At 55.8% G+C, this 12,590-nt stretch carries 11 protein-coding genes and 1 pseudogene; 9 read left to right on the top strand and 3 right to left on the bottom strand.

Annotation, left to right across the window (positions count from 1 at the left end):
* Positions 1-190 precede the first annotated feature (190 nt).
* The 8 genes and pseudogenes from ABF979_RS13770 to ABF979_RS13805 all read left to right on the top strand — a co-directional run bounded on the left by ABF979_RS13770 (position 191) and on the right by ABF979_RS13805 (position 9,037).
* Positions 191-1,342, top strand: a complete 1,152-nt coding sequence (locus ABF979_RS13770) for a tyrosine-type recombinase/integrase (RefSeq protein WP_415560436.1) — start codon at positions 191-193, stop codon at positions 1,340-1,342.
* 47 nt (positions 1,343-1,389) lie between these two features.
* On the top strand, positions 1,390-2,442 hold the full coding sequence (locus ABF979_RS13775; protein WP_415560437.1) for a hypothetical protein: 1,053 nt from the start codon (positions 1,390-1,392) through the stop codon (positions 2,440-2,442).
* A gap of 115 nt (positions 2,443-2,557) precedes the next feature.
* Entirely contained in the window at positions 2,558-2,767 is a 210-nt protein-coding gene (locus tag ABF979_RS13780) for a helix-turn-helix transcriptional regulator (protein ID WP_308455498.1), read from the top strand.
* Between the two features lie 106 nt (positions 2,768-2,873).
* The gene (locus ABF979_RS13785; RefSeq protein ID WP_415560438.1) at positions 2,874-3,455 is read left to right on the top strand and encodes a hypothetical protein; all 582 of its coding nucleotides are present in this window, start codon (positions 2,874-2,876) and stop codon (positions 3,453-3,455) included.
* Positions 3,456-3,662: 207 nt separating this feature from the next.
* Positions 3,663-4,028, top strand: a complete 366-nt coding sequence (locus ABF979_RS13790) for a hypothetical protein (RefSeq protein WP_415560439.1) — start codon at positions 3,663-3,665, stop codon at positions 4,026-4,028.
* Complete coding sequence (locus ABF979_RS13795; RefSeq protein WP_415560440.1) at positions 4,025-5,920, top strand: type IV secretion system DNA-binding domain-containing protein; 1,896 nt, start codon at positions 4,025-4,027, stop codon at positions 5,918-5,920. The genes ABF979_RS13790 and ABF979_RS13795 overlap by 4 nt, the downstream gene beginning before the upstream one ends.
* Positions 5,920-8,703, top strand: a pseudogene (mobF, locus tag ABF979_RS13800) (MobF family relaxase). The gene ABF979_RS13795 and the pseudogene mobF overlap by 1 nt, the downstream one beginning before the upstream one ends.
* A gap of 58 nt (positions 8,704-8,761) precedes the next feature.
* Complete coding sequence (locus tag ABF979_RS13805) at positions 8,762-9,037, top strand: hypothetical protein (protein WP_415560441.1); 276 nt, start codon at positions 8,762-8,764, stop codon at positions 9,035-9,037.
* A 52-nt stretch (positions 9,038-9,089) separates the two neighbouring features.
* On the opposite strand, the gene ABF979_RS13810 is transcribed toward ABF979_RS13805, so the two are convergent.
* Positions 9,090-9,218: a hypothetical protein gene (locus ABF979_RS13810; protein WP_415560442.1), complete on the bottom strand. Its 129-nt coding sequence runs from the start codon at positions 9,216-9,218 to the stop codon at positions 9,090-9,092.
* Between the two features lie 95 nt (positions 9,219-9,313).
* Positions 9,314-9,781, bottom strand: coding sequence for a hypothetical protein (locus ABF979_RS13815; protein ID WP_415560443.1), 468 nt, complete (start codon positions 9,779-9,781; stop codon positions 9,314-9,316).
* Positions 9,782-9,946: 165 nt separating this feature from the next.
* On the opposite strand from ABF979_RS13815, the gene ABF979_RS13820 reads away from it, so the two are divergent.
* Positions 9,947-11,449 carry an Eco57I restriction-modification methylase domain-containing protein gene (locus tag ABF979_RS13820; RefSeq protein WP_415560444.1) on the top strand — a complete coding sequence of 501 codons (1,503 nt, stop codon included), beginning with the start codon at positions 9,947-9,949 and terminating at the stop codon, positions 11,447-11,449.
* Here ABF979_RS13820 and ABF979_RS13825 read toward each other — a convergent pair.
* A complete protein-coding gene (locus ABF979_RS13825; RefSeq protein ID WP_415560445.1) occupies positions 11,418-12,422 on the bottom strand; it encodes a BsuBI/PstI family type II restriction endonuclease in 1,005 nt (334 codons plus the stop codon). The genes ABF979_RS13820 and ABF979_RS13825 overlap by 32 nt on opposite strands.
* Positions 12,423-12,590: the final 168 nt, after the last annotated feature.

Raw genomic sequence — 12,590 nt, forward strand, 5'->3', positions numbered from 1 at the left:
AAGCGTGTGTACGTTAATAGCGTACCGAGGGTTCGAATCCCTCTCTCTCCGCCAATTACCCTTACAATCCAGTTTTAATTCGTATCATAAACGGCGGATTTCTGCGGATATCCTCTTATTTCGTGTTGCATCCCGACTCATCAAATTGCACTCTATCCCACATCACGCGTGGTATGGAGTGTGGGAATAGATGGGCCGGTTCTCAGCGACCTCTGTAAAAGCCACCAAAGAGCCTGGACGCTACGGAGATGGCGATGGGCTCTATCTCGTTGTGACTCCCTCGGGGAGCAAATCCTGGGTTTGCAGGGTTCAGAAGAACGGCAAGCGACGGGATATCGGCTTAGGCAGCGTCAAGAAAGTACCCTTGGCTCTCGCAAGAGAGCGTGCCGTTAAAACACGGATGCAGGTCGAGGTTGGAATTGATCCTGTCTCGGAGCGCCGCAAAGAGGCAGGTATTCCCACATTCCGCGAGGCCGTTTCTCTGGTCTTCGCCGAGAACGAGGCGAGCTGGAAAAATCAGAAGCACCGCGCTCAGTGGTTGTCCACGCTGGAGCGCTACGCCTTCCCCATCATCGGTGACCTCTCCATCTCAGAGCTCGACGGACATCATGCGCGCGATGTTGTCGCCCCCATTTGGTTAGAGAAGCCCGAAACAGCACGCAGGGTTCGTCAACGCATTGGCAGTGTGGTCGATTGGGCTATTGGTAAAGGTTATCGAACCTTACCGTTGCCGCTCGCAGCAATGGACAAATCTCTTCCCAGAATTAAATCCAAGCCCGTTCATCATGCAGCGTTGCCCTATGCGGAGGTGCCGCAATTTCTGTCTTATCTCCAAGACGGTGATTCAATCGGTCGCTTAGCCCTGTCGGTCCTGATCCTCACGGCGACACGCTCTGGCGAAGTCCGGGGCGCAACGTGGGATGAAATTGACATCGAGAATGCTCTCTGGACGGTTCCGGCTGAGCGCATGAAGGCTGGCCGCGAGCATGTCATTCCTCTCTCGCCGCTAGCACTCACGCTGTTGCGTAAAGCTGCGACCTATCGGGAGGCACGAAGCCCACTGGTCTTTCCAGGGCAGCGAGGGGCGAAGCCGCTATCGGACATGACGCTGACTAAAATCTGTCGAGACGCCAAGATCGAAGCCGTCCCACATGGTTTCCGATCGTCGTTTCGCGACTGGGTTGCGGAAGAAACCACCTTTGATGGTGATATCGCCGAAATGGCCTTGGCCCATGCGATTGGAAACAAGGTTGAGGCCGCTTATCGCCGCGGCAACCTGCTCGATAAACGGCGCGTGATGATGCAGGCTTGGGCGCAGTTTTGCTCGCAATCGAAATCATAAATCATTTAGGTTGATCTGGTTTTCAACTGAAATGAGCGGAATAGGCCATGATCACACCGTGGGAAAATGCCTTCACCGTTGGGGGGTATTTTGTAAACCCTGATCGTCCATCGGAAGGAAAAAGGCAAATATTGGACTATTCGAAGTTATCTATCCTTCAGATGGCTTATATTTTCTTTGTTAGATATCTAGTTTCAATTTTCTCAGCGATATTCCTTCTAGCAGCTACGCTAGCATTTGTTCTCAATGAGATATTTCACAGAACTTCTCATAAAAACATATTTTTTGTTTTTATGATTTCAGCTTGCGCGCTCCTTTTTTCAATATATGTGTGCGACCGTATTCATTTTACTCGCTCTCGCATCCCGTTTTTTACCCTGCCGGATGAAAGTTCTTTTCCCGAGTTGCGCCCCTTAATTGCTGCATTGCGATCGGGTGAATGGGAAGCAAAAACCTCGCAGGGTATCATTCCAAACTACGTTTTTCAGAACCGCTGGTGGGTTTTGTTATTCTCTGGTGCAGACTTTAATGAGCGCCGCCGCTGGACTAATCGTTATTGGCGGACGGCTTATCATGGCGATGTTTGGGTCCGACGCGTTGCGGGGTCACTGCCTTGGCCGACAGATAAGCTTGAGCCGCCTTGTGACGTGAAGAACCAGAACAACACATCGAAGGCATTGGTCGAGAAAGTTGTGCGCCACAAAAAGGTGGTAGATGCCGTTGAAAAGCGAACCGGGCGCTGGTTTGCGGAGGTTCCAAAAGATCAGCACGAGGCCTTCATTGAAGCCTATATTGGGGAGACCCATAAAATCGGCGAAGCGGCTGAGCAGCTCAAAATTGTCCTCCGCAGCATTATGAATCTTCCGAATGAAAAGGCGAAAGACACTCTGGACGAATTGGCTGAATACGTTCTCAGTGTCCTCGAAAGTTCAAAGCAGCAAGGTACGATCAAAACGATTTGGACGACAGACAGTCGTGATCCAAAGCCTTTGGAAACGATCAAAAAGATCATAGGGAATGGAAAAAACCATTCTTATGACAAGATACGCGATCGTGCTCTTGCGACGATCCGCAATGACTTTGTGCATAAGAATATATAAATTCCAATGCCTTACGTTTTACGCCGTATGGCTTTCTATCTCCTTGGGTAAAAGCTCACGCATGGTGAGTCGCACGATTTAGGTTTGATCCGTTCCCCATCACTTGGAACGGATCATGATGACACAACACACGAACCTAAACCTTCTTCTTACGATCGATGATGTGCTCCGCATGACGGGCTATCGCAGCCGGTCGAGCATTTATCGCCTGATGAAGCGCTCCCAAATCCCGCTGCCGATCATGGTCGGCGGAGGGCGCGTCCGATGGCGCTCTGGCGATATTGAGCACTGGCTCAAGAGCCTCCCGACCCAATCCTACCGTTAACGGCCTGAGGCGGCGCCTGCGTCGTTAAGCGCCACACCGCCTCAGACCTCCCGAACATTCTTCCTCTTCCACGAATTTGCGTCCTCGAACGCGAAAAGGATCTCGCATGCCCGTGTTCCTGAGTGCTTTTGCACGCCTTCAGTCCTGGCTATCACCCGCCTCTGACCAGACCCTCTCGGTCAAAGCGCCCGTCCGTATCCTGCGGGTGGTTAGCCCCATCATCGCGAAGCTCATCACTGATGACAAAATCGGCGAGAGCTACCGTTGCGCCACGTCTCATTGGTTTCGCTATGACGGGCACCCTCTGGCCTATTATCTCGGCTCCACATCGACCTGCGTCATCTCCGGCCCATTACTGGAACACGGCAAAGCTTACCTCCCAACAGGCGCGATTATTGAGACACCCGGCTTCGATGTTCGCCTACCGCCAGAAGACGCCCACGACCTGGACCAACAGATCCAGCAGGCCATCGAAAACACGATAGTCGATTGGGTCGCGGAGTATCAAGAGCGTGAGCCTGCCCCCGAGCCACGTCATCCGCCGGGTGCAACGGTCGATCTCGACGCGATCCTTGACGACACAGCGCCAGTGTTTCATCCAGACTCATTAGAGACACGGCCTACGCTGCCCAAAACGCGGAAGCTGCGCCGTTCGACCTCCTCATCTAAGGGAGGTCAGCATGTCTAAACGGCAGCCTGTCTTTCTCTCGTTCGACCGACCCGAGACTTTGTCTCGGGCCACAGAAAGAAGAACACACCCCACGCACTGGCCTGCGGCTTGGGGCTGCGCTTTTCAGCGCGTGCGATCCGCCTACACATCCGGCAGTTCTGTTCAACACATTGGCACGCCTAGATTTTTCGAGAGTGCGGATGGCCTACACGGGCAGGTGGAACCATGAGCACGGTCCAACACACCTTGCGCCTTCCAAGGGCGCTTGATCAGGCTCTACGCAAGCACGCGGCGGCTCGCGAACTGACCCCTTATGCGCTCTTGCAGCTCTGCGTTCGCAACGGACTCGCGAGCGTGATCGATGAGCGCGGCCAAACCCCGCTTCTCAGCGAGATAGCCCGAGAGCTTGGAGCCCTCAGCGCCCGCGTTGCTCATGTCGAGCGCCTCACAGAACGCACGCTCTATGTGGCGTGTGCAGCCTATGTCTATGCCCGCGCGGCAACTCCGGCCCGTGTCGATGACACCCAACTCAGTGATGACATCACGGCCGCTTTTCAGCGCCAGCTTTCTCATGCCGGAGACGCCTCATGAGCAATGATCTTGACCAACGCGCTCATGCCCAAGCTTTGCGCGCCCTTCGACGCTCCGAGAGCGGCGCCCGTGCGCGTCAGGCGATCTTGATCGTGGTTTTTGTAGCCCTCGTGACTGGCTTGCTGACAGGTCTTGCCACGACACAGAGCGAGACGCTGCGCCTGTCAGGATCGTTCTTGCGTGCTGAAGCCCAACGTCCGGTCATGGCGATGACGGGCAGAGACGTTCCGATGCGCGTGAGTATTGAGGACAAAACCTACGATACCGGCGCGCAAGAGGTTCTGAGCGAGCCTTGGCTCCGGGGGCGCATGGTTGGCCTGATGGAGCGCGTCGCAATCGGCCTGATCCTGGGTGGCGGTGCCGCAATTGCGGGTTTTTGGCTCACCAAAGACAAACGACAGCGCAAAGCGGCGGCTGAGCTGGCAGACCGCTATATCAGCGGAACGCAACTGGTCTCAGCCCAAACGCTCGCCAAGGCCACGGCCAATCCCGACGACCCTGCGCCACTCTTCATCGGATCAGTGCCGATCCCGCGCGGATTTGAAACCCGCCATTTTGAGCTGGATGGCTCGACGGGGTCCGGCAAGACCACAGCAATGCGTCAGATGCTTGATGGCATCGAAGCCCGTGGCGAGCCTGCGATCGTCTATGACATCTCCGGCAGTTTCGTCGCTCAGTATTATAACCCTGTGCGGGGCGATATCATTCTCAGCCCCTTTGATGCCCGTGGGATTTATTGGAACCTCTTCGACGAAATCCAGCATCCGGCGGATGCAGCGCGTCTTGCGCGCTACCTGATTAACGAGACCGGAGATCGGGATCGAGACGTCTGGTTAGAGACGGCGCGCATCCTGGTCGCCAATATCTTGCGCCAGCTTTGGGAAGAACACCGCGGAACACCGACCGCGCTGATTGAAGCACTCCAATATATGACGAGCGAGGAGCTCGGCCGCTGGCTGGCCCATACCTCCTCAGCGCGCACCTTTGCCCAGGATGCAGAACGCGCCACAGCCAGCGTGCTCTTTATGCTCGCCAAGGCGGTCAATCTGCTGATGTTCCTGCGGGCTGAGCCGGAACCGGGCGCGGCCAGCTTCTCCTTTGCTGCGTTCTTTGGCAGCTTGGACAAGCACAAAGGCGGAACACGCGCTCCGTGGGTCTTTGTGCCGCGCAAGGAAGACTACTTCGAAGCCGTCAAACCGCTTATGGCGCTTTGGCTCGAATGCGCAGCCTCGGCGACACTGGCTTTACCACCCTCGAACACGCGGCGCTTGTGGTTTGTGCTCGACGAGTTCCCCGATCTTCCTCGCGTTGACAATATGACGCGTCTGCTACCCCAAGGGCGACAGTTCGGGGCAGCTGTTATTCTGACCTTTCAGACCATCGGTCAGATGCGTAGCCGCTACGGTGAGCAAGATGCCCAAGCCATTTTGGGCAACTGCAACACAAAGCTGTTTCTTCAGCTCTCGGATACGGAAAGCCGAGAGCGCGCCTCTGCTACAATCGGCAAGGTTGAGGTGGAGATCCAAACCGTCTCGGGCGTGATGGACACCAAAACACGGAAACCCCAGATCACTGTAAGTTCTCGACGCGAGGTCAGGCCTGCTGTCATGGAGAGCCAGTTCCGCTTGCCACCAGGGCGCGGCTATCTGCTCCTCCCGGATGGCTTGCCAGTGGCGCAAATCGCACTCAGCACAGACCACATTGCGGCCCGTGGCGCTCCAAAAGCCGCAGCTTTTGAGGCGATCGACCCGGCCAAAACATTCTGGGGCAAACAAGACAGACAGAATGCTGTGCGTGATGAAGCCGCCCTTGAGAAAACGCCATCCAAGACGGCGCAAAACCCGACATCAGCCGTTCCACCCAAACCCGCGCGTGATCGGGGGCCAGTCTGATGGTGGCGACCGTTTCCGGGCTGACCAATGCGGCGCGAGCCAGCGTCTATTATGAGGCCGATGACTATTATTCGGAGGATGGCACTGCGCCGTCTGTCTGGTTGGGAAAAGGCGCGGCTGAGCTGGGCCTCTCTGGAGAAGTCGATCAGGAGGCGTTTACACGCCTCCTTCATGGACAGATCACAAAAGATCAGCGTCTGGGTACACATCGCGATGGAGAATGGAGCCATCGCCCTGGATGGGATCTCACTTTTAGTGCGCCGAAGTCCGTATCGGTCATGGCGGAAGTCGCTGGCGATCGTCGTCTGATCGAAGCTCATGAGGCGGCGGTCCAGCGCACCCTTGCCCTTGCCGAGCAGCACTTGGCGGCAACCCGCATCCGAGAAGATGGGGAGGTCCGCCGTGAGGTGACGCAGAATCTCGTGATTGCAAGCTTCCGACACGGCACCAGCCGCGCGCTCGATCCGCAGCTCCACAGCCACAACGTCATTTTGAACATGACGCAGGACTAAGACGGCCATTGGCGAAGCCTTGAGCCCCGCGCTCTGTATCAACTCCAAAAGCAGCTGGGTGCGCTCTACCGTCAGGAATTAGCGCATGAGGTGACAGAGTTGGGCTACGGGATCACCAAAGGCAAGGATTCAAGCTTTGAGATTACTGGCCTCTCTCCTGAGAGCTTGGAGAGGTTCAGTCAGAGAGCGCAGGCGATTGAGGCCCAACTGGCAAAGCGTGGGAGGTCGCGCGCTCAGGCGAGTGCCGCCGAAAAACAGACGGTCGCGCTGGATACCCGCCAAGCCAAAGAGGCTGTGCCCCAGGCTGAACTCGTTCAGGCTTGGAGAGAGGCCGCAGACTCAGCCGGACTGACAGAAGAAAAGCGTCGTCAGCTTGTGGCAGAAGCTCAGGGGCGCTTGGCGGCGCAAGCCGCTCAAGAGAGCCCCAACGCGTTTGGCCAGGAGCTCTTGGCAGATCAGGCTGTTGTTCAAGGGGCGGCAATGCTGGGCGAGCGCAATTCTGTTTTTGCCACGACGGCGCTGTATGAGGCGGCAGGACGCTTTGCGCTTGGTTCGGTCAGTCAGGCCGAGATTGCCGAGGCGATCATCCGGGCTGAGACGGCTGGAGGGCTAGAGAGACGGACCTATCTCGATTATCGGGGTGCCGCCTTTGACGGCATGACGACGGCGGCAAATATCGCCCATGAGATGACGCTCTTGCGGCTGGAAGAGGACGGACGGCACAAAGCCGCGCCCATCCTCTCACCCCTAGAGGCTGGCAAAGCCGTGGCTGAAGCCGAGCAGCACTCAGCCCTCAAAGGGCACGCCTGGAATGAAGAGCACCGTGCCGCGACCTCGCAGATCCTCACGAGCGGCAATCAGATCGTTGGGCTCCAAGGCTACGCAGGCACCGCCAAGACCTCAACCGTTCTGGCAACAGTGGCGAAAAGCGCGGAAGTGCAAGGCTATCGCGTCACGGCCCTGGCCCCGACCGCCTCAGCCGCGCAGGTTCTGGGAGATGCGCTCGACAGTCGGGCCGATACCTTGGCGCGGCATCTGCTGGGACCAGGACGCCCGACCTCCCAGCCTCAGCTCTGGATTGTCGATGAGGCGTCCCTTGTCTCTGCCAAAGACATGGCGAAGCTCTTGAGCACAGCGCAGAGCCATCGGGCTCGGGTGCTTTTGGTAGGCGATATCAAGCAGCTTGGCTCCATTGAAGCCGGAGCGGCCTTTGAGCAGCTTCAAGAGGCGGGCATGGAAACCGCCAAGCTGACGACGATCTTGCGTCAGACCAATGAGCATACGAAGGCGGCCGTTGAGGCGAGTTTAGAGGGAAACGCCAAGAAGGCCTTGGAGGCTCTGGATCGCGGCGGTGGGCGTGTGGTGGAGATTGCTGGTCGTGAAGCCCGGTTTGCGCAGATTGCCAAGGATTATGCAGCTCTCAGCGGAGAAGAACGGCAGAAAACGCTGGTCATTGAACCGTCGCGCGAAGGACGGGATGCTCTGACCCAGGACATTCGAAACAAGCTGATAGAGCGAGGCCAGCTAGGAGCTGGAGCTCTCAAAGCGACGAAGTTCGTGTCCAAGGATCTGACAAAAGCGGAGGCCAAGCGGGCGGAGAGTTATGAGCTCGGCGATATTGTGCGCTTTGCGAAGGATTACGCCGATAAAGGCGTCTCTCGGCATGGTGCCTATCGGGTCATTGAAGCGGATGAGGCGAGAAATATGATCACGCTTCACGATGAACGCGGACGAGAGCTGGCTTGGCATCCCAGACATTGGGGGGCGGCACAGGCTCAGGTCTATCGTGAGGAATCTTTAGAGCTTCGCGTGGGGGACCGGGTTCAGTTTACCCGGAACGACAAAGCGGCGAAGCGTGTGAATGGGCAGCTTGGGGACGTGATCGCAATCGACCCAGACCGAAGCCTTGCCCGTGTCAAACTCCAAGGCAACCGGATTGAGACAATCAGCCTAGAGCGCGCTCGAGACCGGCATCTCTCTCATGCCTATGTCTCGACAGCCTTTGCTGCTCAGGGGCGAACAGCAGATCGGGTCTTCGCCAATGCGGAGAGCTCGGCCACTCATCTTTTGGAGCAGAAGAGCTTCTATGTGGCCCTCTCGCGCGCCAAGGCTGAGAACGTGCTTTACACGGATGACCGCTCCAAAATGCTGGTCGGACTCCACGAGCGTGTGGGGATGGCTGTGCGTGCAATAGACGCGTCTAAAACGGAGCAGCCATCAGTGAGAACGAAAGAAAGGCTAAAAGAGTATGCAGCTGATATCGGTTGTTAAGGGAGCAAAGGTTGGGAAGGACAATGTCGCATGAGGGAGATTACGGAAAGGCAGATTCTTGCGCAGTCTGCGGCGCATGGCTCGTTCGAGCATCATTGAAGAGACGGCGGCGGTAAAGTCGATCCGTCAGCAGATCGGGTTTGGTCAGGTCGTTCCGACGCTCCTACCTATGGAGCGAGATGGACAAACCCCGCGAATGGTTCAGGCCACTCCGCTTCCAGCAGCAAGGCCTGGACGAGCTTACGGTTTTCGAGCATCCTCTCACTTGTATCCATTCCGTTACCGGCCCCACCTGGCTGCCCTGACAAGAATCACAATCACCCTCGCCATCTGAGATTATACCCTCATCTTGAGGTTGAGCTTGATCGTATCATCGGACATGCCGGTCAAACCGTGACCTTCTCGCGAGCGAAGGTCAGCACATCCGCAACTGTGTTGAGCGGCGGACCAGCTTCGGCGAGAATGACCTCTTCGGGTTCCGGCGCAGCTTCATAGGCCATCTTTCGCACGTCCATGGACACCGTGCCCTCTAGAGTCAGGTTCTATAAGAGGGAAGAAGCAAGGATAAAGCTCATCAGCTGCTGTTTCAGGCCTCCTAGGCTCAGTTTGATTAAGACCCTGGGCTAATTTGAAACGCCTTGGGCATTCGGTAGTACTTAAGGAGCAAGTCTAAGACAGCTTCGGTGAGAAGCTCATCCATCTGCCGTTTCTCATCGAGAGCCAATCGTTTAACATCATCTCGCAGGTGTTCAGGCACTCGAAACAGAATTTGTGCAACCGGCTCGTCTTTGTTCCGCCGGCTCTCTACTATCTTTTGTGCTGCCACGAGCGTCACTGATCCTGAGATCTCTTGGTGACCGAATAGATCAAGCATACCGAGTGCTTTGGTTCCATGCTTTTGTACGTACTCGGCCGCATTTGCAGCAGTCAGGCCATCGGAAGACGTCAGGTTTACTGCCTGAAAAGGAGCTTTGAGCGTAATGCCCTTCCCGAACTCCATTATCATCCGCTTGAGCAAGCGCTGAAACAGCGCTTCTTCAGCTTCTAATAAAGGGTTCACAGCCTGTTGATCATCCATGCGAGATATCCAGATATCAGAATTGCAAATCCTGGTTAAGTCTGATATCTGGATAACTAGCACACTCCTATAGCAAGGCAATTGCCCGAACGAGACTAAGGATCGCTAAGTGACCGGGTTTACCCTGCTTCAGGCATCACACCTTTACCACACGAGCGTTCGCTAATGAATAAGATGTCTAAGTTGCTCGCTCATCTCGCCACCGCTCGTGCAGACGAAGTTCGACTTGCGGTATCGCCCAAATTGGATGTCAGCCGGCGCAGCAAGCTTGGGCAGTTCATGACACCGGCTCCGATTGCAGAGCGCATGGCATCAATGTTTGGCCCGATGCCTCAAGAGATCCGGCTCATCGATGCTGGAGCTGGCATCGGTGCCCTCACCGCTGCGTTCATTGCCGAGGCTCTTTCGAGGCCTGCCAAACCCGCCTCGATTTCCGTTACGTGCTTCGAAGTTGATGAAGACATGACCGTGCATCTCGCCGACACGCTTGAGAATTGCGCCTTGGCCTGTGCCAGCAATGGAGTTACCTTCAGGTCCCAAATCATCCGTGACGACTACATTCTAGCTTCGTCAGAGCCGCTACTGGCAAAATCGTTTTCTTTCAATCGAGCGATCCTTAATCCGCCCTATGGAAAGATTAACAGCGCATCACGATGGCGCTCGGCTCTGCGTCAGTCTGGCATCGAGACAGTCAACCTTTACTCTGCCTTCGTAGCACTCGCCGTGAAGCAGCTCGAAGACGGCGGAGAGTTGGTCGCCATTACACCACGCTCGTTCTGCAATGGACCCTACTACGAACCCTTCCGCCATTACCTGCTTTCAAATACCGCGCTGCTTGAACTCCTCGTATTTGAGTCGAGGAAGAAGGCCTTTGCCGACGATGATGTTCTACAGGAGAACGTCATCTTCCTTGCTCGAAAAGACAAGACGCATTCCCCGACCGTACGGCTCAAGACGGACGCCAGCGAGACCCGCCATGTTCCGATGGATCAGGTGGTGAGGCCAAGCGATCCCCATGCTTTCATACGCCTCGCCGTATCTAATGGCGATGCCGACCTCGCCAGCCGGATACAGGAGTTGCCGTGTACGTTAGCAAATCTGGGTATCAAGGTATCGACCGGACGAGTGGTTGATTTCCGGGCTAAGCACCATCTTCGCAAAGAGAGTGGTGAGGACACAGCACCACTGATTTATCCTGGACATATGAAAGACGCCGGCGTTGTCTGGCCTATCGAGGGCTTCCGCAAGCATAACGCAATTGCAGTCGATGACTACACGCGGCCGCAGCTGGTCCCAGCCGGACGGTATGTACTAACGAAACGCTTTTCCGCCAAGGAGGAGCGGCGTCGCATAGTCGCATCAGTTTACAATACCTCGCAGGCAGCAGGAATCGAGAATCACCTAAACTACTTCCACGACAATGGCTCAGGTTTGTCGATGGAACTTGCGGTCGGCCTTACCGCCTATCTGAACTCAACTGTCGTGGACAACTACTTCCGGCTGTTTTCAGGACACACCCAGGTAAACGCGACCGACCTACGTAATCTACACTATCCAAGCCGGCCTCAACTCGAGAGGCTTGGTCAGCTCGCTCCCTCAAGCCAAGAGGCAATCGACATCTTAATAGCCGAACTTCTTAGCCAAAGGATTCGACAAGAAATTGCTTAGCAGGGTCCGCCTGAATCCAGATGTAGCTGCCTATAGCTGCGTTGCGGTGGGTTCCCTGACGCGCGGCTGCACGCTTCCACGTGAGGTAGGTAGTCGTGAAGCCAATACCCGACTTACCGTGGCGCTTGGCAAATTCGGTCATCTTTGTGATTTTGCTGATGTCTACTTCGCCGTCGCTGGTGACAGCCTCAATCACCCAAAGCCAGTTGGTTTTAGGATTCCACATTAGTATGTCTGGCCAAGCGTCACCCAAGTTAAACGACACGCCAGCCATCTTCATCGCCTCTGCTTCCTCAATGCTCACCCGATCGCCGTCGCTGTCGTCGACATAAAGCACCCTGAAGTCTGGAAGAAACTTGGCAGCATAGTGCTCGACGCTAGCTTTGATTAGATCTCCATGATCGTTGCTGACTAGGGCGCTTGCAGTTTTTGCTAGACTAGCTTGAAATTCGACCCGTTTCCGGGCCACATCTTCCTTGATCCATTCCGCCAAAAGGTGCTGCCATTCACCGTCTGGCGCTGCCAGAATCATGTGGAAATTGTCCTCAAGCTTGTATGCGGATGAGGGAGACTTCGGCTTGGGATGACCCGCGATAAATTGATCGTCGTGTAGATAGATGGCTTCAAAGCCACCCAGATCACGCAGAGGCTTGATCCAGTAATCGCGACCCTCTCGGTCGAGCTTGGTCTTACCGCGCTGGAGGATACCGATATGACAAGCTATCCCCGCAGTGGTGGCACCGTCTGCGAATTTCGCGCCTTTTGGCGCGTTTCGCATCCAGTTGTCAGTTTCGTTGTCTAGTAAGGCGTAAACGGCGTCCACCAAGTCAAGATTGGTTAGCGAGAGCTCGGCTAGAACCTGTTGCACCTTTTGCTTTGAAACGCCTTGGAGTTTATCCGGGACAGTAGGCTTCGACTCACTCATGCGCTGCTTGCGTAGCTTCGCAGCCACGTCGTCTACTTTCGGCATCATTCCCCCTGTGTGCGAATCCTCGAGAGGCCTACTTGGTAGCAGGGATCAGCTCGGAAGTTGACTCACAGGATGCACAGACCGGGGTATCCGAAGGGGCGGTTAGTCAGGGGGCGGGACATAGCACGGACTCAGATATCCGCTAGAGCTCAACAGCCCAGCTCATGGTGT

Source organism: Gluconobacter sp., from assembly GCF_047723935.1.
Lineage (GTDB): Bacteria > Pseudomonadota > Alphaproteobacteria > Acetobacterales > Acetobacteraceae > Gluconobacter.